Raw genomic sequence first — 21,827 nt, 5'->3', positions numbered from 1 at the left:
GGTTGGCGTACTACCGTCGAGTATGACACGCGTCGAAATCGAGTACTGCGTCCCGTGTGGCATGTTGAACCGCGCTCAGGACGTCTCAGAGGCGATCCTCAAACAGTTCGGCGAGAGCGTCGACGAGGTCGCCCTGGTGACCGGCGACGCGGGCGTGTTCATCGTCCGCGCCGACGGCGAGGTCGTCTTCGACAAGGAGGAAGACGAGTACGACGTCGACGCCATCGTCCGCGCGGTCAAGCCGCACGTCGGCGCGACCGCGTAACATCCGACCGCGGTCTCGGCGTCGCTCTTCTCGTCGACGCAACGCCTCGAAATTCCTTGCGGATAGTTCACGAGGCGCAAGCTAACTGTCGCTCGGCCGCGAACCGCCCCGGCGACGTCGGACGCATCGGAGTGGGCGCGCGACGAACCTCCCGCCGAGCACCCGACCTCCGGGACCGACGATCCGACGCTGGCGGGTGACCCCGCGTCCGGCGCGGACGACCGACCGTAGCTCGCGCGGACTCGGTATCGGTCCCGGCTCGGAACCGCCGTCGTCGCCGTCGCCGTCCTCCTCACCGCCGCGCTCACGGCCGCGGCGTCCGTGGCCGTCGACGCGCCGTACGCGGGGGTCGAGGGCCTCGGTCCCGGGATCGTCCCCCCCGTTCGTCGCCCTGTTCACCTGCTCGGCGGGCTGGGATTCGTCTCCACCGCCCTGATCGAGCGGTTCGACGCCTCGGTCGGCAGGCTCCTCCGGTACAACCTCCGGCTGCCGGCCCCGCTACCGCTCGGCGTCGGGGTCTACCTGCTTTCGAACCTCGTCCTCGGACAGGGCGTCGACGACGTGCCGCTCGCGCCGTGCTCGTCCTCCTCAGCGGGCTGTACGTGAACCTCGCGTACAAGCGCCTCGCCGCGCTGGCGCGCCGGCTCCTCCCCCCGGAGAGCGGTCGGAGCGAGGGCGGCACCGGACAGGGCGGGAACTGACCGGCCCGGGGCCTCAGTCCGGGTCGAACACCGCCCGCGCGGAGTTCGTCACCACGAGGAGGCTGCTCGACGCCATCGCGAGCGCGGCCAGCAGGGGATTGAGGACGCCCGAGAGCGCCAACGGGATCGCGACGGCGTTGTAGACGAACGCCCAGCCGAGGTTCTGCTTCAGCCGCCGGTTCGTCCCGCGCGTGACGGCGAACAGCTCCGGGACCGCGGAGAGGCGGTCTTCCAGTAGGACCGCGTCCGCGGCGTCCGCCGCGAGGTCCGTCCCGGAGGCGATCGAGACGCCGAGGTCGGCCGCGGCGAGCGCGGGCGCGTCGTTGCTCCCGTCGCCCACCATCGCGACCGAGCCGTCGGCGCGGAGGCGTCTGACGGTTTCGGCCTTCGCCTCCGGCGGCACCTCCGCGAACACCTCGTCGATCGCGGGGTGGTCCGCGAACCGCGTCGCGGCCGCTGGCGCGTCGCCGGTGAGGACGACCACGCGCCGCCCGTCCGCGTCGAGTTCGGCGACGACCGCCTCCCACCCCTCGCGCACCTCGTCACCGACGGCGAGGACCCCTCGCACGCGACCGTCCCAGCCGACGTAGACGGGGACGTTCCCGCGGTCGCGGGCGGCCGTCCCCGCCTCGCGGAGCCGATCCGCGGCCGGCCAGCCGCGCTCGTCGAAGCAGTCGGGGTGGCCGACGAGGACCTCATCGCCGTCGACGACGCCGGAGACCCCGCGGTCGAGGACGTCGACGTCGGTCGCGGCGGGGCCGTCGAGGGCGTCGGTCACGTCGGCGGTCGGATCCCCGGCGGTCGCGGCCCCGCCGTCGGCCGCGGCCCGTTCCTCGTTTCGGCCCGTCTCGTCTCCCAGCACGCCGGAGACGATCGCCTCGGCGACCGGATGGATCGAGGCGCGCTCGACGGCGGCCGCGCGACTCCGGACCCGGTCGACCGGGGTCCCCGCCTCGGCGGTCGCGTCGAGCAGCCGCATCTCGCCGTCGGTGAGCGTCCCGGTCTTGTCGAGGACGACGGTGTCGACGTCGGCTGCCGCCTCGAAGACGGCGTCGGAGACGACGACGATGCCCCGCTCCGCCGCGTCGCGGATCCCGGCGGCGACCGCGAGCGGGGTCGCCAGCCCGAGCGCGCACGGACACGAGACGATCAGCACGGTCAGTCCGACCAAGGCGGCGTCGATCGGCGCCGAGCCGAGGGCGAGGGTGGCGGCGGCGCCGACGGTCGCGACCGCCACGACGAGGGGGACGAACACCGTCGCCAGCCGGTCGACGAGCCGCTGGATTCCGGACCGCGAGCTCTGGATCTCCCACAGCAGGCGCACGAGGGTGTCGAGGGTGTTCGCCGCGTCCTCGCCGACCTCGATCACGACGGGCGAGTCGGTGACGACGGTGCCCCCGCGGACCGGGTCGCCCTCGCGTTTCGTCGCCGGGAGCGACTCGCCCGTGACCAGGGCCTCGTCGACCGCGGCGGTCCCCTCGGCGACGGTCCCGTCGAACGGCACGCGCTCGCCGGGGCGCACGAGCAGGCGGTCGCCCGGGTCGACCGCGTCGGCGTCGAGTGGCTCGCCCGCCTCGGTGCGCACGGTGCGGTCCTCGGTCGTCGTCAGGTCGGCGAGCATGCCCGTCGCCCGGCACTTAATTATCGACTCGTAGTGGTTGCCGGCAGTGACGACCAAGATCACGGCGATGGTCACGTCGAAGTAGAGGTCGGTCCGACCGACGAGCAGCGCGAGCGTGCTGTACGCGTACGAGCTCGTCGCCGCGAGCGACACGAGGAGGTCCATGTTGGGCTGTCGCGCCCGGAGGCTCACGTACGCGCCGCGCAGGATCGGATAGCCGGTGTAAAACAGCACGATGGAGGCGAACAGCCAGATCTGCGCGAAGAGGTAGGTGCCCGAGACCCCGCCCAGCTCGATGATCGGCTCGTAGCCGAAGTAGGTCGGGTACAGGAAGACGACGTACCACAGCATCGCCATCATCCCGAAGAAGCCGCCGCCGATCAGGAACCGGACCACGGCGTCGTCGCCGTCGTCGGCCGGGTCCGCGCGGTCGCTCGCCGAGTAGCCCGCGACAGAGAGCCGGTCCGGGAGCTCGTCGGCGCTCACGGCGTCTGGGTCGTAGTCGACCCGGATCGTATCGGTGGCGTAGCTCGCCTCGGCGGCCGCGACGCCGTCCTGCTCGCCGGCCGTCATCTCCAGGAAGGACTCGCAGGTCGCGCAGTGCATCCCGTCGACGTGGAGGAACGTCGTCTCGCCGTCGAACTCCTCGTCCGGCGTCGCGTCCGGGCCCCGCTCGTCGAGGTCGTCGAGATCCTCGACGTCGTCGAGCGAGCGCGCGACCGTCAGGCAGCCGCGGCAGCAGAACTCGCCGTCGACGTCGGGGGCCGTGTGCGGGTCGTCCCCGGTCGGGAGGTCACAGAGGGTACAGCCTGACATGCGTGATGGTGTCCGTCGTTCCGCCGAGCGGCGCGTTCCCGGACCGTCGGCCGCTGGGCGGCGTGCCCTCGGCCCGTCCGTCGCCTCGCGGTGCGTCCCGACCGGTTACGCCTGATCCGGTTCGGTCGTGTCGCCCCCGAATCCCGGTAGGCTTCCGCCGGTCGCGATCCGGAGGCTCGCCCAGATGAGCAGGACGTTCACCAGCGTGACCGCGACGACGAACTCCGCGCGGTCGGCGATGAACACCGCCGCGGGAACGAGCCCGCCAAGGACCAAGAGGACGGCCTGTTGTAACGAGAATCGCATAGAGTCGCTACGCTTCTGGTAGTCATAGATAACGGCAAAGTTCTCACGAGCTGGGAACGAGTCGATCGTATATATTACGAGGGTCGTAATCCGGGGTATGGCTCGAAGCGAGACCGCACGCGCCGACACGGACGACGTGGGCGGCGACGGGGAGGAGTTCGACCCGATCGGTACGCTCACGCTCATCGGGATCTACTTCGTGATTCTAGTGCTCGCATGGGTGTACATCTACTTCGTAGAGTTCCTGGGACGAGATCTCGTCGTGGTGGGGTGATCAGAGGTGCACATCCACGCGTACGAGAAGCTCTGGCTCGCGCTCTCGATCGTGTTGATCCTCGCCCTTATCGGGACCGTGACGTACGGCGCCGTCGGCCCGGGCGTGGCGATGGTCGCCGACTCGCAGTCAACGATCGACCCGGCGGCGCTCGACGAGGACGAACGGTTCTCTGAGCCTCGAGTCGAGCAGGTCGGCGAGAACGAGTACGAGGCGTACGTCGTCGCCCGACAGTTCGGGTTCCAACCCGACCCGATCGTCGTGCCGGCGAACAGCACGGTGACGTTCTACGTCACCTCCGCCGACGTGATCCACGGCTTCGAGGTGGTCGGCACGAGCGCGAACACGATGGTCGTCCCCGGCGAAGTCTCGGAGATCACGGTCGAGACCGACGAGCCCACCGAGTACGGGATCGTCTGTAACGAGTACTGCGGCGCGGGTCACCACGTCATGCAGGGGAAGCTCCACGTCGTCAGTCAGTCGCAGTTCGAGAACCGAGGAGGTGACTCGGCGTGAGCACGGCCCTCGAGTCCGAGCGGACGTTCGTCGACAAGTTCCCCGACGAGGCGCGCGTCGTCCGCGCGGCCTTCCTGAGTTCGTTCTTCGCCCTGTTCCTCGGCGCGGTGTTCGGGATCATCCAGACGCTCCACCGGACCGATGTCGCGCGGATCATCCCCTCGACGGATTACTACACCGTTCTCACCGCGCACGGCGTCTTCATGGTTATCAGCTTCACGATCTTCTTCCTCGTCGGGTTGTTCACTTGGGCGATAACTCGGAGCCTTGACCGGCCGCTGTTGAACATCAAGATCACGTGGACGTGGTACGGACTGATGGCGACCGGCATGACGCTCACCGGCGTCTCGATCCTCGCCGGGTTCGTCGACTCCATCGACATGAGCGCGGACGTGCTATACACCTTCTACGCGCCGCTTCAGGCCCACCCGCTGTTCTACGCCGGGCTCGTTGTGTTCATCGTCGGCACGTGGATCGCGGGGGCGGACTGGTTCCGGACGTTCCTCGCGTGGCGGCGCGACCACCCGGACGAGCGGATCCCGCTCCAGACGTTCATGGTGTTGACCACGATGACGATGTGGTACATCGCCTCGTCCGCCGTCGCCGCCTCCGTGCTGCTGTTCCTCCTGCCGTGGTCGCTCGGCTTCATCGACCAGGTGAACCCGACGCTGACCCGGACGCTGTTCTGGTTCTTCGGCCACCCGGTCGTCTACTTCTGGCTGATGCCGGCGTACATGCTCTGGTACACCGTCCTGCCGAAGATCGCCGGCGGGCGGCTGTTCAGCGACCCGCTGGCCCGGGTCGTGTTCGTGCTGTTCGTCCTCCTCTCGACGCCGGTCGGGATCCACCACCAGTACCTCGACCCCGGCATCGCGGAGGGGTTCAAGTTCATCTCGATGACGAACACGATGTTCCTGCTGTTGCCCAGCCTGCTCACCGCGTTCACCGTCGTCGCGAGCGTCGAGTACGGGGCTCGCAAAAACGGCGGCACCGGACTGCTCGGCTGGCTCACGCACCTCCCGTGGCGGAAGCCGGAGTTCACCGGCATGATGCTCGCCGGGCTCATGTTCGCGGCCGGCGGCTTCTCCGGGATGGTGAACGCCGGGATGAACATCAACTACCTCATCCACAACACGCTGTGGGTACCGGGCCACTTCCACCTCACCGTCGGGACCGCGGTCGCGCTGACCATGATGGCCGGGACCTACTGGCTCTGGCCGCAGATCAGCAACAAGCCGATCTACAGCAGTCAGATCGGGCTGTTTCAGGTCGTGCTCTGGTTCATCGGCATGGCGCTGATGTCGAACGCGATGCACGCGCAGGGGCTGCTCGGTGTGCCGCGTCGGACCGCCGAACCGGAGTACTCCGGCTTCGACTACCCGACGATGTTCGGCGGCTTCGAGGAGCTGAACATCCAGATAGCGATCGGCGGGACGCTGCTTTTCGTCTCGACGATCTTCTTCCTCGGGAATCTCGTGTTGACGATGGGGAACCCGACGGCCTCCGGCCTCGCGGAGACGCTGCCGACGCCGGTCTCCGGGCCGGAGGACGCCCCGCAGGTGCTCGATAACCTCCGCCTGTGGGTGAGTATCGCGCTCACGCTCGTCGTCCTCGCGTACGCGCTCCCGCTCGCCGCGATCATCAACCGCGGCGGCCTGCTCGGCCCCGGCGTCGGCACGTACCCGGTGTGGCTCGCGCCGCTGTTCGACGCCCTCGCGGACGCCGCCGCGCCGCTGCTCGGCGCGGTCACCGACGCGTCGGCCGCGCTCGTCGAGGTGGGCCGATGACCGTCGACGTGAGCCGCGGCGGACTGCTCGTGACGCTCGCGATCTTCGGGGTGATCGTCTACGAGTTCCGGACGGTGCTCGACTTCGTGGGGGTCGAACTGCCGCTGATCCCGTACATGGCGGGCGTCTTCCTCCTCGCCGCCGGCACGGTCTGGTACGTCACGCTGAGGGGCGGGTGGCGAACCGAACCCGACGGCGACGAGGCGGCGTAGCGGCTCCCGTTCGATTCCTTCCTGCGTGACCGGTCTCGCCTCGGACCGCGACGGTTATGTCTGCTCGGCACAAGACGCCGCCATGGACGAAACGCGCGTGACGGTCCGGTGTCGCGACTGCTCGCTCGCGGCGACCCACGACGCCCTTCGCGACGCCCGAGTCGCCCTGAACGACCACGAGTCGACGACCGGTCACGCGGTCGACTGGATCATCGAATCGCTCGATTCCGGTGTCTCGCAAGCCGGCGCCGACGCCGGCGTTTGCGGTCGCCCCGAGCGCGCGAACGAGGACTCGCCGCTCGTCCGTCCGCCGGCGTCGGAGACGGACTCGTAGCGTCCGTCGGCGTCGGAGCGATGTCCGCCCGTCTGCCCCGTGCGCGTCGGCGCCGTCACAACCCTCCTCTCCGCGTCCGAAACCGGATCCCCGACGACGCGAGCGTTTATCCGTCTCCGGCGACAATAGTGTGTATGAAAACCAATACTACGGCGAGCGACGCCGGAGATCCCGGAGCGGCCGGCGAGGGTGCGTCGGGCGCCGACCGGCCGGTCTCGCTGGCCGACGAGAACGCTCTCGACGGGTTCGTCGACGATGCGGGCGTCGCGCTCGTGGAGTTCTACACCGACGGCTGCGGCATCTGCGCAAGCATGGAACCGGTCCTAGGCAACGTGGCACGCGGCGTCGAGACGGACCTCGCGGTCGGGCTGATCAACCCTCGCGACGACGCGCCGCTGATCGAGCGGTTCGACGTGCGGAGCGTCCCGCTTTTCGTCCTCTTCGTCGACGGCGAGCCCGTCGCGCGGCGCGCCGAGGGGTTCGTCCCGGGCGACGACCTGACGGCGTGGATCGACGACCACGCGGCGTGAGGCGAACGGTTGCGAGCGGGCGCGCGGGCCCGCGACCGAGGCGGCTCCCGCGATGAACCGTCACCGATTACGGCCGAGGTTCGGCCCGACGGAACCCTTTTGAGCCGGACCGGCGTACTCGGAGCCAGTATGGGACTGGGCTCGGACATGTACCGGCAGCAGATCCTCGACCACTACAAGAACCCCCGTAACTACGGGGAACTCGAGGATCCGGACTTCACGCACGTCGGCGAGAACCCCTCCTGCGGCGACACGATCCGGATGGACGTCCAGCTCGACGACGCCGAAGAGACCGTGGAGACGGTCCGGTTCACCGGCGACGGCTGCGCAATCTCGATGGCCTCCGCGAGCATGCTCTCGGAACGGCTCCACGGGATGTCGGTCGACGAGTTAGACGCCCTCGACACCGACGACATCACCGAGATGCTCGGCGTCGACATCTCCCCGATGCGCGTGAAATGCGCGGTGCTCGGCCGACAGGTCGCACAGGACGGCTCGAAGATCCACCGCGGCGAGCTCGACCCGGACGACCGCACGATCACGGAGGAGTAGCCTCGACGCTCCGAGGAGGGCGTCGACCGCTCTCGCGGTTCGCCGTCTCGAGCCCACCGGACTTTTGCCCGCGAAAGACGTTCGTCCGCCCATGAGCGACGGCTTCGACAAGGAGGCGGAACGCGAGAAGCTCCGCGAGAAGTTCGCGGAGGACGAGAAGAAGCGCGAGCACACCCAGCGGATGTCGGAGCTCCTCCTGAAGGGCGCGACGATGACGAACCGGCACTGCGAGGAGTGCGGCGATCCCATCTTCCGACACGACGGCCGCGAGTTCTGCCCCACCTGCGGGAACGAGGTCGGCGGCGCGGCCGGCGCGGGCGACGCGGTCGACGCTCCGGACGACGCGACCGAGGCCCGGGACGCTCCGGACGACGCGACCGAGGCCCGGGACGCTCCGGGCGACGCGACCGAGGCCCCGGACGGGGCGACCTCGACGTCGGCCGACGAGAGCGTGGAGGGCGCCGTCGACGCCGCGGCCGAGAACGGCGCGGTCGGCTCCGACGCGGTCGACTCCGACGCGGTCGACTCCAACTCGGTCGGTTCCCGCGCGAACGGGCCCGCCCGGCCGCAGTCGCCTCCGTCGGCGGCCGGGTCGTCGGGAGGGTCGGCGTCGCCACGGGAACGGTCGCCGCGGGGGTCCGAGCCACAGCGGTCGCCCCCGTCGCAGTCGGCCGACGACGAAGGGATCGGAGCCGCTCGCGCGTCGCTGACGCGCACGCTGACTCGGTTCGCTCGCGCCGCCGAGGAGACGGACGACCCGCGGCGCGCCCGCGACCACCTCGAAGCGGCCCGCGAGGCGGCCGAGGCGCTCGCAGCGCTGAATCGGTAATCGGCGGTGAGACACCGCTTCGGGGGAACTGTTGGAGGGACCGAAGAATCGGAGAGCCGGCGGATCGGGGATTCGGTTCGGTAGCGCTGACGTTAGGCCCGAACCGGCGAGCCGGCCGGCTCCGCCTCGGCCCAGCTCGGCTCGTCGCGCAGCAGCGCGTGGACGATCCGGACGACCGCGTCGAGGTCCGCCTCGCCGTCGATCTCGCCGCGCTCCGCGCGCCGGACGAACCGATCGACTTCCTCCAGCGTCACCGATCCCGCGGCGACGGCGCCGGTGATCGTCTCCGTGTCGCTTTCGAGCGCGTTCAACAGTTCGGGCGACGGGTCCGGGTCGGACGAGGCGGGGCGCGACGAGCGGTCTGCCTTTGCGGCTGTCATTCTCGATAGTTACTACATATCGAGTTAATATATTATTACCGGTACTAGTCGGTTTTCTGTCAGTTCTGTGCCGGTCGTCGAGCGAGGCGAACCGACGCTTCGGCGCTCGAACCGGACACGCCGAGAGAATTCCCACACCCCCGGTCGATCCGTGTAATCAGATGGCCGCTACCGCCCGCTCTCGACGGCGACTCGCATGTCCTTCGCCAGCCGCTCGGCGCGGTCGGCGTCGGCGGACTCGGCGTAGATCCGGATCTTCGGTTCGGTGCCGGAGGGACGGACGAGCACCCACGCGTCGCCGTAGTCGAGCCGGTAGCCGTCGGTCGTGTTCGGCTCCGCGTCGGCGGTCTCGACGTAGGCCCGGGCGGCCGAGAGCATCTCGTCGCGCTCGTCGTCGTCCGCGTACTCGACGTTCGCCCGCACGAAGTGGTAGTCGGCGTACGGCGCGATCACCTCGCTGACGGGGGCGCCGTCCGCGGCCGCGAGCAGTTCGAGGAACTGCGCGCCGATGTACGCCCCGTCGCGTGAGAGCCGATACGGCGGGAAGAAGACGCCCCCGTTCCCCTCGCCGGCGACCGGGACGTTCGTCCCCTCCTCGTGGAGCTCGCGCGTCCGGGTGACGATGTTCGTGGCGCCGATGGGCGTCAGCTCGAGGTCCGCGTCGTTGTCGGCGCAGACGTCGACGAGCCGCTGCGAGACGTTGACCGCGCTGACGACCGCGTCGCCCGGTTCGAGACAGGCGTCGGCCATCGCCGCGAAGGAGGTGTCGCCGTCGACGAACTCCCCCGCCTCGTCGACGAAGACCGCCCGGTCCGCGTCGCCGTCGTGCGCGATCCCGACGTCGGCGTCGGAGGTCGCGACCAGCCGGGAGAGCGCCCCGAGGTTCTCCGGGACCGGCTCGGAGTCGCGACCGGGGAAGTGGCCGTCCGGCGTCGCGTTCACCGTCAGCACCTCGCAGCCGAGTTCGCGGTAGATCTGCGGTGACGCCACGGAGGCCGCCCCGTGACCGGGGTCGACCGCGACCGTGAGGTCGGCGTCGGCGATCGCGCCGCGGTCGACCGCGGCGATAAGCTGGTCGACGTAGTCGTCGACCGCCCCTTCGATCGGCGTCGTCGCGCCGGCGGACCGCCAGTCGGCGTGATCGTACTCGTCGTCGAGGACGCGCCGTTCGATCCGTTCTAACACGTCGACGGAGAGCTCCACGCCGTCGTCGCCGACGAGCTTGATCCCGTTGAACTCCGGGGGGTTGTGCGAGGCGGTGACGAGCACGGCGGGGATCCCCGCGGCCTCGCAGTAGTTGCCGACCGCGGGCGTGGGGACGACGCCGAGGCGGTCGACGTCGCACCCGACCGCGGCGAGCCCGCTCGCGGCCGCGTTCGCGAACAGCTCGCCGGTGGTCCGCGTGTCGCGCGCGACGGCGACGCGGTCCGCGTCCCACACTGTCCCGGCCGCCTTCGCGATGTCGAGGACGAGCGCGGGCGTGAGGTACCGCAGCGCGACCCCGCGGATGCCGCTGGATCCGAACAGCTCCATGCGGGGCCATCCGCCGGCCGAGGGGAAAGCGGTTCCGAACCGGTCCGGCGCCGACGTGTCGACCGGGTGACTCCCGACTCGATCCGTCGCGACGCGTGCGGTTCATCCCGATGGCGCTCGTCGGTCCCGTATGGACCACACGCGACGCGACGCGCTCGTCGGAAGCGCGCTCGCTCTCTCGGTCGCGACGGCGGGCTGTCTCGACTTTGCCGCGGGCGAGGGGCCGCAGGGGCCCGACGGGACGCCGCCGACGCTGGACTGCGACGACGACGCGTTCGTCCGCCTCGATCGGCCGTTCGAGGGGTCGGTCACCGAGACGGTCGTCGAGACCGACGCGACCACGCTGGAGCTCTCCACCGAGGGGACGACCGAGACGTACGGGCAGTCGCTTCGGCTCATCCTCCGGAACACCGGCGACGACCCGGCGCCCACGCTCGGCGAGTTCGCGTACTCGATCCAGCGCGAGACGGGCGACGGGTGGCTCGACGTCCGCGGGTCGACGACCGGCGAAGCGGTCGAACTGCCCCGAACCGAGGTGTCCCTCGACGCCGGTTCGACGTACTCCTGGGACCTCACACTGACGGAGGCGGGTATCGCCGACGCGGTCGACGGCCTCGATCTGACCGTCTGTCCGCCGCTGGGGCCGGGGATCTATCGGTTCGTCTACTGGGGGGTCGTCGGCGCGCCGCCGATCGGCGCGGAGTTCGAACTGGTCGGGTGAGGCCGGCTCGCCGCCCGTCGGTCCCGGACCGCACCGCGGCACCCGGTTCAGAACGGCTGCCAGTCGGAGGGTTTGCCGACCCGGCCGCGGACGCGAAACTCTCGCTCGTCGTCGTCGACGCGGGTCTCGACGACGACTTCGAACGGCTCGTGGAGGGTGTGGACGACCTGTTCGTCGTGGGCGGTCGAGCCGACGACGCCGACGAACGGCCACCCCTCCCCGGAGGTCTGGGAGGTCATCACCCGGGTGAACCGGTAGATTCGCTCGGGGTCCCAGTACATCAGCAGCTGGGACAGCGAGTAAACGCCGACGGCGCGGTCGCGGCCGGCCGAGGACTCGACGACGTCGGTGAACTTGATCCCGATATCCGTGAGGTTACCCGCGCTGGCGACGTACTTCGTCGTCGGCGTGTCGTCGCGCTTGTCGCCCTGCTCGTGGGTGACGCAGTCGATGACGACTACGTCGTCGCCGTCGTTTCCCGTGAGCTGCTCGTAGTCGCTGCGGACCTTCTCCGCGGTCCGCCCCGTCGAGATGACGACCGGCCCGTCCGACCACGCCGCGAGCAGCCGGTTGAACAGGTCGTACTTCCCGCTCATCGGGGGACCGCTGATGAGGACGCTGTCGGCACCGCGGACAGCGTCGGGAAGCGCGGTCATGGTGAAGACGTGAGTGAGTGTCGGGTAAAACCCTTCGGAGCGATCACTTTCGGAGCATGGAGGGGAGGTCGAGCGACGACGGCGGCCCCTCCCGCGGCCCCTCGGTGAGTGTCAGTTCGCGTATCGCACCGGGGAGCGCGGCCGGAACCGGCGACTCGCGCGGCGCCCCGGCGCCGTCGACGAGCGACCGCCAGACCGCCTCGTCGTCGGGGTCGTCCCGCTCGGCCTTCGCCTCCAGCGCCTTCGTCCGCCCCTCGTCGTACGCCAACTCGACGATGCTCCGGTCGTAGCTCCCCGGGAACGCCTCCAGCACCCGGTCCAGTTCCCCCGGGCGCGGGCTGTCGACCCCGGCCGCCACGCCCAGCGCGAAGGCGCGCTCGACGGCCTCCTCCCGGGAGAGATCGTCCCACTCCGTGTCGAACGTGCGGTCGTACATCACTGGGTCACCGTCGCCGCCGAGCCGACTCGCAGTCCGCCGTCGGTGAACTCCACGTCCTGGATGTCGGTGTCGACGTCCGTCCCCCGCATCTTCAGCACCTGGACCCCGCGGCGCATCCCCCCGTCCTCGAGGTAGTTGTGCATGAAGACGACGCCGTGCGCCAGGTAGTGCTCCTCCGAGTAGGCGCTCGGATCGGTCATCTCGGAGATCAGGAGCGTCGTGGCGTCGGTCCGCTTCAGCGAGGAGAGCAGCTGGATCATCGTGTCCTCGTCGTCGTCCAAGAGGAACCGCAGCAGCATCGTCGAGTCGAAGACGACCCGGTCGATGTCGCGGGAGTTGATGAACCCCGTGAGGCGGTTGGTGACGCCGGAGCGGTCGCGGCGGTCGCCGGGGAGCCCGAAGAAGCGCCGGCCGTCCGACGAGAAGGAGTCGAGGAAGGTGACGCGGTCGGAGTCGAGCGCGCGGTCGAACCCGAAGTCGTAGCCGCTCATGTCCTCGCGGATACCCTCTTTGGTCTCGTGCATGCTGATGTAGAGGATATCCTCCCCGTTCCGGGCGCCCTGGGCCGCGAACTGTGAGCAGAAGGTCGTTTTGCCGCTCCCGGGCGGACCGCTGACAACGTACAGGCGGTCCGCGGGGAACCCGCCGTCGACGATGGCGTCGAACCCGGGGACGCCGCTTGAGACGCGCATACGTACGGAACCCATCGGGCGGCTGATAAGCGTTGGCGCCCGGTTCTCACGGGTGAGAACCGATCGCCCGCCGCGGGTCCGGCGTCCCCTCCGCTGCGCGACCGAACGCGGGTCGACCGCCGCGTCCCGCCTACGCCTCCGCGCCCTCGACGTCGTCGAGGTCGGCGGCGAGCGCGTCGTCGACGTCCGGCGAGACCCACACCACGAACCGGTCGTCGGACTTGACGATGCCGCGGACGCCCTCGTCCTCGACGGTGGTGCTCTGGTCGACGTCCTCGGGCGAGACGTCGCGGACCTGGAACACCTCGTCGACCATCCAGCCGACCGTGCCGCCCTCGTCGATCTCGGCGTCGTCGAAGACGACGATCCGCTCTCGGGGCCCCGCCTCGTCGATGTCGAACAGCGTCTTCGGGTCGACGATCGTCGTCGTCCGGCCGCGTAAGTCCATCACGCCCTCGACGTGGTCGGGCGAGTTGGGGATCCGCGTGAGCTCGCCCGCGTCGACGATCTCGTCGATGACGCCGATGTCCAGACAGTACGTCCCGTCGCCCAGACCGAACTCCAACACCTTCGTCGGTTCGGCCTCCGCCGCTGTTGCTGCCATGCCCGTAGGTGTGGCGAACCGACAGATAATCGTGTCCCCTGAATTATCAGGGGTGATTACTGGGTCCGTGGATTTATGCTGATTCTGGGCCCGCTCTGGAACATGAGCAGGACGACGGATCGGCGCGGCGGTCGGGACGGGTCGCCGCGGGTGGTGGTCGTCGACGACTCCCCGTTCATGCGGGGGCTGATAAGCGACCTCCTGAGCGACGCCGGGGTCGCGGTCGTCGGCGAGGCGGGGGACGGGGAGGAGGCGCTCTCGGTGGTCGCCGAGACGCGTCCCGACGTCGTGACGATGGACGTCGAGATGCCCGGGATGGGCGGGCTCGAGGCCGTCGAGCGGCTGATGGAGGAGACCCCGACGCCGGTGTTGATGCTGTCGGCACACACCGACGAGGGGGCGGAGGTCACCTTCGAGGCGCTCGACCGCGGCGCGGTCGACTTCTTCGCGAAGCCCGGCGGCGAGGTGTCGACCGGCGTCTCGCGGGAGTCGGAGCGGCTCGTCGAGGCGGTGCGCTCGGTCGCGGACGCGGACCTCGACGCCGCGACCCGCGAGCGCGACGACCCGCATTCGGCGGCGTCGCCCTCCGCGAGCGCCGGCTCCGAGGTCGACGCCGCCGAGATCGACGGGCCGCTGACGGTCGTGATCGCGGCCTCGACCGGCGGTCCGAACGCGGTCGAGCGCGTGCTGTCGGCGCTACCGATGGCCGACTGCCGCGTGGTGGTCGTCCAGCACATGCCGGAGGCGTTCACCTCGCGGTTCGCGGACCGGCTCGACGCCGCCTCCGCGTACGACGTGCGCGAGGCCAGCGACGGCGCGCGGATCGGCGCCGGCGAGGTGCTCGTCGCCCGCGGCGGGAGCCACACCCTCATCGACAGCTACCGGGCAGGCCGGCTCCGGGTCAGGCTCGACGAGGACGACGACTCCCACACGGTCACCCCCGCGGCCGACGTGACGATGCGGTCCGCGGCCGAGGTCATAGACGACCCGCTCGTCGGCGTCGTGTTGACCGGGATGGGATCCGACGCCGCGGAGGGCATCCGCGCGATGGCCGACGCCGGGGCGCGCACGCTGGCGCAGAGCGAGGACACCTGCGTCATCTACGGGATGCCGAAGCGCGCGGTCGAGACCGGCGGGGTCGACGCCGTGTACGACCTCGACGACGTCGCCGGCGCGATAGTGGGGGGTGAGGCCTGATGGACTCCCACCGCGCCGCGTTCGTCGCCGAGGCCGAAGACGGGATCACCGACCTCAACAACGCCCTGCTGGCCCTGGAGGCCGACCCCGAGGACGCCGAGGCGATGGACGACGTGTTCCGCGTCGCCCACACCCTGAAGGGGAACGCCGCGGCGATGGGGTACGAGGACGTCTCCGACTTCGGGCACGCCCTGGAGGACCTGCTGGACGCGGTCCGGCAGGGCGACCGCGAGGTGAACCCCGAACTGATGGACCTCCTCTTCGAGGGGGTCGACACCGTCGAGGCGATGGTCGACGAAATCGCCGAGACCGGCGAGGTGTCGACCGACCCCTCCGACCTGGAGTCGCGGCTGCGCGAGATGGAGGAGCACGGCACCGTCGGCGGCGGAGACGGAGGCGACTCGGCGGACGACGCCGTCGACACCGCCGAGGAGTCCGGCGACGACGCCGAGGAGTCCGGCGACGACGCCGCAGACGCGGGCGACGACGCCGCAGACGCGGGCGAGGACGACGTCGACGTCTCGGTCCCCGAGCCGCCCGCGGCGGCCGACCTCCCCGACCCGGTCGCGTACGCGGACGTGACGATCGGCGACGCCCAGATGGCGGGCGTCGACGCGGCGCTCGTCCTCCAGGCGCTCGACGAGCAGTTCGACGGGCACGCGACCGACCCCGACCCGGAGGCGCTGGAGGACGGCGAGTACGACGAGGGGTTCGACGCCTTCGTCGGCGGCGCCGATCCCGAAGTCGTCGGCGAGGGGCTCCGGGCGCTCACGCAGGTCGAGGCGGTGACGGCGGTCGCTGTCGGCGGCGCGGACGACGCGGCCGCGGCGGACGAAGCCGCGGACGCGGCGACGGAGGGGCCGGCCGACGATGCTGAAGCGGCAGGCGACGCGGACGCGGAGCCCGACGACGCGGACGCGGAACCCGACGACGCGGACGCGGAGCCCGACGACGCGGACGCGACGGACGGCGACGAGTTCGAGCCCGCCGAGCCGGAGACCGCCGACGCGGCGTCCGCCGACTCCGCGGACGACGGTACCGACCCGGAACCCGAGGCCGACGCCGAGACCGACGACGCCGGCTCGGAGTCCGGCGGCTCGAACGGGTCGTCCGGCGGCTCGAACGGGTCGTCCGGCGGTTCGGACTCCAAGTCCGGCGACGAGATCAAGTCGATCCGCGTCGACGTCGACCAGGTCGACGAGCTGTACGGGCTCGTCGAGCAGCTGGTGACGAGCCGGATCAAGCTCCGCCGGGAGATCGAGGGAACGGACGCGGAGTCGGACGCCTTAGACGAGCTCGACAAGCTCGCATCCAGCCTCCAGGACACGGCGATGGACATGCGGCTCATCCCGTTCTCGCAGGTGTCGGACTCGTTCCCGCGGCTCGTCCGCGACATCTCGCGGGACCTCGACAAGCGGATCGACTTCGAGATCGAGGGCGACGACGTCGAGCTCGACCGCACGATCCTCACGGAGATGCGCGACCCGCTCGTGCACGTCCTGCGGAACGCGGTCGACCACGGGATCGAGCCGCCCGCGGAGCGCGAGGCCGCCGGGAAGGACCCGACCGGCCACGTGGAGCTCACGGCCGAGCGCGAGCGTGACCACGTGATCATCGAGGTCTCGGACGACGGCGGCGGACTCGACCCCGACCAGCTCCGCGACAAGGCGGTCGACGAGGGGGTCAAGAGCCGCGAGGCGGTCGAGGCGATGGAGGACGACGAGGTCTATGACCTCGTCTTCCACCCCGGCTTCTCCACCGCGGAGGAGGTGACGGACGTCTCCGGCCGCGGCGTCGGGATGGACGTGGTCCGCACGACCGCGCGCGACCTCGACGGCTCCGTCTCGATCGAGAGCGAGCCGGGCGAGGGGAGCACGGTCCGCTTCCGGCTGCCGGTCACCGTCGCCATCGTGAAGGTGATGTTCGTCGACGTGGGCGGCACGGAGTACGGCATCCCGATCAAGTCGATCGCGGAGGTCGCGCGCGCCAACGATGTCGAGGAGGTCCACGGCGACGAGGTCGTCAGACACGAGGACGACCTCTATCCGGTCGTCCGGCTGAACGAGCGCCTCGGCGAGATCGACTCGACGGCGGCCGCGGACGCCGCGGCCGCGGCGTCCGCGAACGAGACCCCGGCGGCCGACGGCGGCGTCGCGGCCGACGAGCCGGGTGACGACGGGTTCGTCCCGGCGGATCCGACGACCGAGTCCGACGGCGAGCCGACGGACGACGGCATGCTCGTCCGGATCCGCGAGGAGACGCGGCAGGTCGCGCTCCACTGCGACGCGGTGTTGGACCAGGAGGAGGTGGTCGTCAAACCCCTCGACGGCCCGCTCTCGGGGACGCCGGGACTCAGCGGCACGGCGGTCCTCGGCGACGGGGACGTCGTGGCCGTGCTCGACGTGGTGAGCCTATGAGCGGATCGGTAGACGACGAGACGGCGTTCGAGGGCGTCCTCCGGCAGATCGACGACACCGTCCCGTTCGAGCCGGGGTACTACAACGAGTCGTACCTCGACCGCCGGATCACGGCGCGGATGCGCCGGCGCGACACCGAGTCGCACGCCGAGTACGAGCGCATCCTCCGCGAGGACGCCGACGAGCGGCAGGCGCTGATGGACGCGCTCACGATCAACGTCACGGAGTTCTTCCGCAACCCGGAGATGTGGGACGTGCTCCGAGACGTGTTGCGCGAGCGGACCGCCGATCAGCGGCGCGTCCGGGTGTGGTCGGCGCCGTCGGCGGACGGCCGCGAGCCGTACTCGGTCGCGATGTTGGCCTGCGACGACCCCGAGATCGACGAGTCGCGCGTCGAAGTGCTCGGCTCCGACATCAGCGAGGAGGCGCTCGACGACGCCCGCGAGGGCGTCTACCATACGACGCGGACGACCGACATCGCGGAGGAGCTGGAGCCCCTCTCCGATCCCGACCGCTACGTCGAACGCGACGAGGACGCGTTCCAGGTGCGCCCCGCGGTCAAGCGGCTCGTCGAGTTCGAGACGCACGACCTGATCCGCGACGGCGCCCGCGACCCCTTCGACGTGGTGTTGTGCCGGAACCTGCTGATCTACATCGACGTCGACCACAAGGCGGCCCTGTTCGACACGCTGGAGGCGTCGCTCGCGGACGACGGCGTCCTCGTCTTGGGGATGACCGAGAGCGTCCCCCCGGACCGAAGCGACCGCTACGAACCGATCGACAAGCGACGGCGGGTGTTCGGGAGGCGCTGATGTCGCTGTACCAGCACGCACGGGACGGGAACGCGGAGCGCCTCCGAGACGCCCTCGACAGCGACAGCGCGGCCGTCCGGCGGCGCGCGGCGGAGTTCCTCGGCGAGATCGGCGCGGAGAGCGACCAGCCGACGATCGACGGGCTGCTCCGGGCGGCGACGACGGACGACGACCCCGAGGTCCGCGGGGCGGCGGTCGACGCGCTCGACGAGGTCGGCGAGGCGGCGCTCGAACAGCTCCTCGAGGAGCTCACCGGGGGCGGCGGCGACGCCGAGGCCGAGTGGGTCACCGCGCGCAAGTTCGCGCGCGCGCTCGAGGCCGACCGCCCGGAACTTCGGATGGCCGCCGCGAACGCGCTCGGGCGGCTCGACGACGCGAGCGGCCTCCAGCCGCTGGTCGGCGCGCTCGACGACCCGGACGCCCGCGTCCGGCTGCGGGCGGCGCAGGCCTGCGGGACCTTCGCGGACGCCCGGGCGGTCCCCGGCCTGCGCGAGCGGCTCGAGGACGAGGACCCGCGCGTGCGGCGCGCCGCCGCGAACGCGCTGGGAACGATCGGGACGGACGAGGCGCTGTCGCCGCTCCTGAAGCTGCTCGACGACGGCGACGAGTCGATCCGCCGGATCGCGGCCGGCGCGCTCGGCAAGGCGGGCACCCCGGAGCCGGTCGAACCGCTCGCCCGCGCCCTCGGCGACGAGAGCGCGGTCGTCCGGAACGCGGCGGTGTACTCGGTGATCGAACTGCTCTCGAACGTGCCGACCGGGCAGAGCCACGCGGTCCGCGACCAGGTGGTCTCGGAGCTGAGGGCGGCCGACGACGCGACCGTCGTCGAGCCGCTCGTCGAGATCCTCACCGAAGGCCAGCAGTCCCGCCAGCGCCGGAACGCGGCGTGGATCCTCGGTCGGGTGGCAGACCCGGACACGGCGACCGCGGTGGAGGCGCTCGCGGACGCGCTCGCGGACGACGACCCGCAGACCGCGCAGTTCGCGGCGACGAGCCTCAAGAGCCTCGGGGGCCCGGTCGTCGAGGACCGCCTGCTCGACAAGCTGGGCCCCGAACACCCGGAAGAGGCCCGGGCGAAGGCGGTGTTCGTCCTCGGACAGATCGGCGGGCAGGAGACGCTCACCCGCCTCGAGGAGTACGCCGACGACGACAGTCAGGCCGTCAGAAAGCGCGTGTTCTCGGCCGTTTCGAAGCTGCGCGCCGGAGGTCCGTAAATGTCCCAGAAAGACAGCGAGTACAAGATCACCGACACGCAGGCGAAGTTCGCGGTCGCGGTCCGCGAGGGCCGGAAGGTGAGCGACGTGTCGTGGACCCCCGGGCGCGTCCTGCTCTCGAACCGGCGGCTGATACTCGCCGGCAACGACGGGAAACGGACCGTCCCGCTGTCGAAGCTGGAACGGCTCGGCGGCCGCCACGACGCGAACCAGACCGTCGCGCGCGTCTCGAACTACGTGAGCTTCGACCTGGGCGAGCAGGTGTTACTCGTCGCCGCGTCCGACCACGAGCCGTTCGAGCGCGACGTCTACCGCGCGCTGCTCGACCAGAAGACCGTGATGGTGAAACACCCCGCCATCGAGGGGGGCGTCGTCACGGACACCGAGTGGGAGCAGGCCCGCGTGAAGATCGACGAGAACGGGCTCAACGCGGCCCTGGAGCGCGGCGCGTTCGTGGAGTTCGACCTCGACGACATCAGCGGCCTCGACGCGGCGAAGCGCACCGTCAACGGCGAGAAGAAGCCCGTGATCGAGGTGTCACACACCGACGACGAGGGGACGAGCATCGAGACGCACGTCGCGGGCGACCCGAACCGGATGCGGTTCGTCGAGTCGTGGCTCCGCAAGGGCGAGGAGCGCAGTTCGACGAACGTCGACCTCTCCAGCCGCGACCGAGAGGTGTTGATGGCGCTGTACTCCGGCGTCTCGCCGTTCGAAATCCCCGCGTTCCTCGGGATGGACGTCGACGACGTCGAGGAGACGTTCGAGCGGCTGGTCGAGCTCGAGGTGGTCGAGGAGGTCCGGATCCGCCGGGAGGTCGCACTCAACTCCCGCGGTCGCAACATCGCCAGCGAGGCGATGAACGAGCAGTAGCGGAGCGATTTGCCCCTTCGAGCTGACGGCGGATCCCCGTCGGCGCGTCGAACCACGCTTAAGTCGGTGCCGCGCCGAGTCGCTCCATGAGCCACGAGGCGGTTCTCTTCGACCTCGACAACACGCTGTACCCGTACGCCCCGTGTAACGAGGCGGGTAAGCGGGCCGCGCTCGACGCCCTCCGCGAGCGGGGGTACGAGCTGGACCGCGCGGCGTTCGACGACCTGTACGCGACCGGCCGACGGGAGACGAAGCGCGAGACCGGCGGCACCGCGGCCTCTCACTCCAGGCACGTCTACTTCAAGCGCGGGCTGTACCGGCACGCCGGTGACCCCGACCCCGCGGGCGCGCTGGCGGCCGGCGACGCCTACTGGAACGGCTACCTCGCGGCGATGTCGCTCTGCGACGGCGCCGAGGACCTCCTCGACGCCCTCGACGCGGCGGGGACCGACGTCGCGGTCGTGACGAACCTCACGACGCGGGTCCAGCTGCGGAAGCTCGTGCGCCTCGGGATCGACGATCGGATCGACCTCCTCGTCACCTCCGAGGAGGTGGGCCGCGAGAAGCCGAGCGCGCTCCCGTTCACGGCCGCGCTCGCCGCGTTCGACTGCCCGCCGAGCGAGGCGCTAGCCGTCGGCGACAACGCCGAGACGGACGTCGCCGGCGCGAACGCCGTCGGGCTCGACTCGGCGCTGTTCGTCGCCGACGGCGAGGCACCCCCCGAGGGGGAACTCGACGGCGACCGGCGCCCGGACCACCGGCTCGACGCGCTCGCCGACCTGACTGAGGTGGCGGCGTGACCCGCGACGGCTCGGGCGGCGGATCCGGATCCGCGGGCGACTCCGACCCGGACGCGAACCCGGACCTCCTGCGCGAGGCGCGCGAGGCGGTCGTCGAGTACGCGCCCGCCCTCGCAGACCTGACGCCCGGCCGGACCGGGAACCTGAGCGTCCGCGACGGCGACGCCGTGGCGGTCACGCCCACGGGCGTCCCGTACGACTCCTTCGACGCCGCCGACGTGCCCGTGGTCTCCTCGGAGGGCGAGCGGCTGGCCGGGCGGATGGCGCCGTCGAGCGAGGTGCCGATGCACGCGGGGATCTACGAGCACGACCGGCCGGGCGCGATCGTCCACACCCACTCGCCGTGGGCGACGACGATGGCGACGCTCCACCGGAAGTTGCCGCCGATCCACTACATGATCGCCGCCGTGGGCCGCGAGGTCCCCCTGGCGGACTACGCGCCGTACGGCACGGAGGAGCTGGCCGCGAACGTCGTCGCCGCGATGGCCGAGGCCGACTCCGACGCCGCGATCCTCGCGAACCACGGGCTCGTCGTCACCGGCCCCGACGTCGAGACGGCGGTCGAGAACACCCGCCACGTCGAGGACATCTGCCGGCTCTACCTGCGCGCGTCCGCCGTCGGCGAGCCGCACGTCCTCACCGACGAGCAGATGGCGACGGTGGAGGAGCGGTTCGAGAGCTACGGGCAACAGCCTGACGCGGAGTAGTCGCCTGACGCGGAGTAGTCGCCTGACGCGGAGTAGTCG

General features: G+C 70.7%; 27 protein-coding genes. 19 read left to right on the top strand and 8 right to left on the bottom strand.

Annotation, left to right across the window (positions count from 1 at the left end):
• The first annotated feature begins 22 nt into the window (after positions 1-22).
• From EXE45_RS02575 to EXE45_RS21660, 3 genes are all read left to right on the top strand, one after another.
• Positions 23-265 (top strand): SelT/SelW/SelH family protein, encoded by a 243-nt coding sequence (locus EXE45_RS02575; protein WP_092920011.1) that lies wholly within the window; start codon positions 23-25, stop codon positions 263-265.
• Positions 266-586: 321 nt separating this feature from the next.
• On the top strand, positions 587-871 hold the full coding sequence (locus EXE45_RS21195; protein ID WP_241989414.1) for a hypothetical protein: 285 nt from the start codon (positions 587-589) through the stop codon (positions 869-871).
• Positions 841-966, top strand: coding sequence for a hypothetical protein (locus tag EXE45_RS21660; protein WP_274595464.1), 126 nt, complete (start codon positions 841-843; stop codon positions 964-966). The genes EXE45_RS21195 and EXE45_RS21660 overlap by 31 nt, the downstream gene beginning before the upstream one ends.
• Positions 967-979: 13 nt before the next feature.
• On the opposite strand, the gene EXE45_RS02565 is transcribed toward EXE45_RS21660, so the two are convergent.
• Positions 980-3,403: a cation-translocating P-type ATPase gene (locus tag EXE45_RS02565; RefSeq protein ID WP_137693431.1), complete on the bottom strand. Its 2,424-nt coding sequence runs from the start codon at positions 3,401-3,403 to the stop codon at positions 980-982.
• A gap of 105 nt (positions 3,404-3,508) precedes the next feature.
• A complete protein-coding gene (locus tag EXE45_RS02560; protein ID WP_092920013.1) occupies positions 3,509-3,709 on the bottom strand; it encodes a hypothetical protein in 201 nt (66 codons plus the stop codon).
• A gap of 97 nt (positions 3,710-3,806) precedes the next feature.
• Here EXE45_RS02560 and EXE45_RS20270 point away from each other — a divergent pair, with 97 nt between their 5' ends.
• The 8 genes from EXE45_RS20270 to EXE45_RS02525 all read left to right on the top strand — a co-directional run bounded on the left by EXE45_RS20270 (position 3,807) and on the right by EXE45_RS02525 (position 8,743).
• The gene (locus EXE45_RS20270; RefSeq protein WP_167603291.1) at positions 3,807-3,983 is read left to right on the top strand and encodes a hypothetical protein; all 177 of its coding nucleotides are present in this window, start codon (positions 3,807-3,809) and stop codon (positions 3,981-3,983) included.
• A 6-nt stretch (positions 3,984-3,989) separates the two neighbouring features.
• A complete protein-coding gene (locus tag EXE45_RS02555) occupies positions 3,990-4,499 on the top strand; it encodes a cytochrome c oxidase subunit II (RefSeq protein WP_092920014.1) in 510 nt (169 codons plus the stop codon).
• Positions 4,496-6,286, top strand: coding sequence for a b(o/a)3-type cytochrome-c oxidase subunit 1 (locus EXE45_RS02550; RefSeq protein ID WP_137693430.1), 1,791 nt, complete (start codon positions 4,496-4,498; stop codon positions 6,284-6,286). The genes EXE45_RS02555 and EXE45_RS02550 overlap by 4 nt, the downstream gene beginning before the upstream one ends.
• Positions 6,283-6,498, top strand: coding sequence for a CbaC protein (locus EXE45_RS02545; protein WP_092920016.1), 216 nt, complete (start codon positions 6,283-6,285; stop codon positions 6,496-6,498). The genes EXE45_RS02550 and EXE45_RS02545 overlap by 4 nt, the downstream gene beginning before the upstream one ends.
• A gap of 82 nt (positions 6,499-6,580) precedes the next feature.
• The gene (locus EXE45_RS02540) at positions 6,581-6,832 is read left to right on the top strand and encodes a hypothetical protein (protein WP_137693429.1); all 252 of its coding nucleotides are present in this window, start codon (positions 6,581-6,583) and stop codon (positions 6,830-6,832) included.
• Positions 6,833-6,966: 134 nt separating this feature from the next.
• Entirely contained in the window at positions 6,967-7,362 is a 396-nt protein-coding gene (locus EXE45_RS02535) for a co-chaperone YbbN (protein WP_137693428.1), read from the top strand.
• A gap of 129 nt (positions 7,363-7,491) precedes the next feature.
• The gene (gene sufU, locus EXE45_RS02530) at positions 7,492-7,914 is read left to right on the top strand and encodes a Fe-S cluster assembly sulfur transfer protein SufU (RefSeq protein WP_092920019.1); all 423 of its coding nucleotides are present in this window, start codon (positions 7,492-7,494) and stop codon (positions 7,912-7,914) included.
• Between the two features lie 91 nt (positions 7,915-8,005).
• Entirely contained in the window at positions 8,006-8,743 is a 738-nt protein-coding gene (locus EXE45_RS02525; protein ID WP_137693427.1) for an Sjogren's syndrome/scleroderma autoantigen 1 family protein, read from the top strand.
• 92 nt (positions 8,744-8,835) lie between these two features.
• On the opposite strand, the gene EXE45_RS02520 is transcribed toward EXE45_RS02525, so the two are convergent.
• Both EXE45_RS02520 and glmM read right to left on the bottom strand, forming a co-directional pair.
• Entirely contained in the window at positions 8,836-9,123 is a 288-nt protein-coding gene (locus EXE45_RS02520; protein WP_092920021.1) for a hypothetical protein, read from the bottom strand.
• A gap of 168 nt (positions 9,124-9,291) precedes the next feature.
• Positions 9,292-10,656: a phosphoglucosamine mutase gene (glmM, locus tag EXE45_RS02515; RefSeq protein ID WP_137693426.1), complete on the bottom strand. Its 1,365-nt coding sequence runs from the start codon at positions 10,654-10,656 to the stop codon at positions 9,292-9,294.
• Positions 10,657-10,786: 130 nt separating this feature from the next.
• Between glmM and EXE45_RS02510 the strand changes: the two genes are divergently transcribed.
• The gene (locus EXE45_RS02510) at positions 10,787-11,377 is read left to right on the top strand and encodes a hypothetical protein (protein ID WP_092920023.1); all 591 of its coding nucleotides are present in this window, start codon (positions 10,787-10,789) and stop codon (positions 11,375-11,377) included.
• A 47-nt stretch (positions 11,378-11,424) separates the two neighbouring features.
• Here the strand turns inward: EXE45_RS02510 and EXE45_RS02505 are convergent, their stop codons facing one another.
• The 4 genes from EXE45_RS02505 to EXE45_RS02490 form a co-directional block, all read right to left on the bottom strand.
• The gene (locus EXE45_RS02505) at positions 11,425-12,033 is read right to left on the bottom strand and encodes a hypothetical protein (protein ID WP_092920024.1); all 609 of its coding nucleotides are present in this window, start codon (positions 12,031-12,033) and stop codon (positions 11,425-11,427) included.
• Positions 12,034-12,076: 43 nt separating this feature from the next.
• Positions 12,077-12,469, bottom strand: coding sequence for a hypothetical protein (locus EXE45_RS02500; RefSeq protein ID WP_092920025.1), 393 nt, complete (start codon positions 12,467-12,469; stop codon positions 12,077-12,079).
• Positions 12,469-13,164 carry an RAD55 family ATPase gene (locus EXE45_RS02495; protein ID WP_092920026.1) on the bottom strand — a complete coding sequence of 232 codons (696 nt, stop codon included), beginning with the start codon at positions 13,162-13,164 and terminating at the stop codon, positions 12,469-12,471. Before EXE45_RS02495 ends, EXE45_RS02500 begins: the two co-directional genes overlap by 1 nt.
• A 130-nt stretch (positions 13,165-13,294) precedes the next feature.
• Positions 13,295-13,768 (bottom strand): chemotaxis protein CheW, encoded by a 474-nt coding sequence (locus EXE45_RS02490; protein ID WP_092920027.1) that lies wholly within the window; start codon positions 13,766-13,768, stop codon positions 13,295-13,297.
• A gap of 102 nt (positions 13,769-13,870) precedes the next feature.
• Here EXE45_RS02490 and cheB point away from each other — a divergent pair, with 102 nt between their 5' ends.
• The 7 genes from cheB to EXE45_RS02455 all read left to right on the top strand — a co-directional run bounded on the left by cheB (position 13,871) and on the right by EXE45_RS02455 (position 21,788).
• Positions 13,871-14,965, top strand: coding sequence for a chemotaxis-specific protein-glutamate methyltransferase CheB (gene cheB, locus EXE45_RS02485; RefSeq protein ID WP_199233588.1), 1,095 nt, complete (start codon positions 13,871-13,873; stop codon positions 14,963-14,965).
• Positions 14,965-17,382: a chemotaxis protein CheA gene (locus EXE45_RS02480; RefSeq protein WP_137693424.1), complete on the top strand. Its 2,418-nt coding sequence runs from the start codon at positions 14,965-14,967 to the stop codon at positions 17,380-17,382. The genes cheB and EXE45_RS02480 overlap by 1 nt, the downstream gene beginning before the upstream one ends.
• The gene (locus tag EXE45_RS02475; protein ID WP_092920030.1) at positions 17,379-18,194 is read left to right on the top strand and encodes a protein-glutamate O-methyltransferase CheR; all 816 of its coding nucleotides are present in this window, start codon (positions 17,379-17,381) and stop codon (positions 18,192-18,194) included. Before EXE45_RS02480 ends, EXE45_RS02475 begins: the two co-directional genes overlap by 4 nt.
• On the top strand, positions 18,194-19,408 hold the full coding sequence (locus EXE45_RS02470) for a HEAT repeat domain-containing protein (RefSeq protein ID WP_092920031.1): 1,215 nt from the start codon (positions 18,194-18,196) through the stop codon (positions 19,406-19,408). Before EXE45_RS02475 ends, EXE45_RS02470 begins: the two co-directional genes overlap by 1 nt.
• Positions 19,409-20,281: a CheF family chemotaxis protein gene (locus EXE45_RS02465; RefSeq protein WP_092920032.1), complete on the top strand. Its 873-nt coding sequence runs from the start codon at positions 19,409-19,411 to the stop codon at positions 20,279-20,281. It abuts the gene before it with no gap.
• 86 nt (positions 20,282-20,367) lie between these two features.
• A complete protein-coding gene (locus EXE45_RS02460; protein WP_092920033.1) occupies positions 20,368-21,081 on the top strand; it encodes an HAD family hydrolase in 714 nt (237 codons plus the stop codon).
• On the top strand, positions 21,078-21,788 hold the full coding sequence (locus tag EXE45_RS02455; protein WP_092920034.1) for a class II aldolase/adducin family protein: 711 nt from the start codon (positions 21,078-21,080) through the stop codon (positions 21,786-21,788). The genes EXE45_RS02460 and EXE45_RS02455 overlap by 4 nt, the downstream gene beginning before the upstream one ends.
• The last annotated feature ends 39 nt before the right edge of the window (positions 21,789-21,827 follow it).

This window comes from Halorubrum sp. SP9, from assembly GCF_005435015.1.
GTDB classification, from domain to species: Archaea; Halobacteriota; Halobacteria; order Halobacteriales; family Haloferacaceae; genus Halorubrum; species Halorubrum sodomense.
The sequence above is the reverse complement of the archived record's forward strand: the minus strand, read 5'-3'. Positions and strand labels throughout refer to the sequence as shown.

Bases quoted from the DNA above. Each gene is read 5' to 3' on its own strand.
- EXE45_RS02575 (WP_092920011.1), top strand. From the start codon at position 23: ATGACACGCGTCGAAATCGAGTACTGCGTCCCGTGTGGCATGTTGAAC.
- EXE45_RS02565 (WP_137693431.1), bottom strand. From the start codon at position 3,403: ATGTCAGGCTGTACCCTCTGTGACCTCCCGACCGGGGACGACCCGCAC.
- EXE45_RS02560 (WP_092920013.1), bottom strand. From the start codon at position 3,709: ATGCGATTCTCGTTACAACAGGCCGTCCTCTTGGTCCTTGGCGGGCTC.
- EXE45_RS20270 (WP_167603291.1), top strand. From the start codon at position 3,807: ATGGCTCGAAGCGAGACCGCACGCGCCGACACGGACGACGTGGGCGGC.
- EXE45_RS02545 (WP_092920016.1), top strand. From the start codon at position 6,283: ATGACCGTCGACGTGAGCCGCGGCGGACTGCTCGTGACGCTCGCGATC.
- EXE45_RS02540 (WP_137693429.1), top strand. From the start codon at position 6,581: ATGGACGAAACGCGCGTGACGGTCCGGTGTCGCGACTGCTCGCTCGCG.
- EXE45_RS02535 (WP_137693428.1), top strand. From the start codon at position 6,967: ATGAAAACCAATACTACGGCGAGCGACGCCGGAGATCCCGGAGCGGCC.
- sufU (WP_092920019.1), top strand. From the start codon at position 7,492: ATGGGACTGGGCTCGGACATGTACCGGCAGCAGATCCTCGACCACTAC.
- EXE45_RS02525 (WP_137693427.1), top strand. From the start codon at position 8,006: ATGAGCGACGGCTTCGACAAGGAGGCGGAACGCGAGAAGCTCCGCGAG.
- EXE45_RS02520 (WP_092920021.1), bottom strand. From the start codon at position 9,123: ATGACAGCCGCAAAGGCAGACCGCTCGTCGCGCCCCGCCTCGTCCGAC.
- glmM (WP_137693426.1), bottom strand. From the start codon at position 10,656: ATGGAGCTGTTCGGATCCAGCGGCATCCGCGGGGTCGCGCTGCGGTAC.
- EXE45_RS02510 (WP_092920023.1), top strand. From the start codon at position 10,787: ATGGACCACACGCGACGCGACGCGCTCGTCGGAAGCGCGCTCGCTCTC.
- EXE45_RS02505 (WP_092920024.1), bottom strand. From the start codon at position 12,033: ATGACCGCGCTTCCCGACGCTGTCCGCGGTGCCGACAGCGTCCTCATC.
- EXE45_RS02500 (WP_092920025.1), bottom strand. From the start codon at position 12,469: ATGTACGACCGCACGTTCGACACGGAGTGGGACGATCTCTCCCGGGAG.
- EXE45_RS02495 (WP_092920026.1), bottom strand. From the start codon at position 13,164: ATGCGCGTCTCAAGCGGCGTCCCCGGGTTCGACGCCATCGTCGACGGC.
- EXE45_RS02490 (WP_092920027.1), bottom strand. From the start codon at position 13,768: ATGGCAGCAACAGCGGCGGAGGCCGAACCGACGAAGGTGTTGGAGTTC.
- cheB (WP_199233588.1), top strand. From the start codon at position 13,871: ATGAGCAGGACGACGGATCGGCGCGGCGGTCGGGACGGGTCGCCGCGG.
- EXE45_RS02480 (WP_137693424.1), top strand. From the start codon at position 14,965: ATGGACTCCCACCGCGCCGCGTTCGTCGCCGAGGCCGAAGACGGGATC.
- EXE45_RS02475 (WP_092920030.1), top strand. From the start codon at position 17,379: ATGAGCGGATCGGTAGACGACGAGACGGCGTTCGAGGGCGTCCTCCGG.
- EXE45_RS02470 (WP_092920031.1), top strand. From the start codon at position 18,194: ATGTCGCTGTACCAGCACGCACGGGACGGGAACGCGGAGCGCCTCCGA.
- EXE45_RS02465 (WP_092920032.1), top strand. From the start codon at position 19,409: ATGTCCCAGAAAGACAGCGAGTACAAGATCACCGACACGCAGGCGAAG.
- EXE45_RS02460 (WP_092920033.1), top strand. From the start codon at position 20,368: ATGAGCCACGAGGCGGTTCTCTTCGACCTCGACAACACGCTGTACCCG.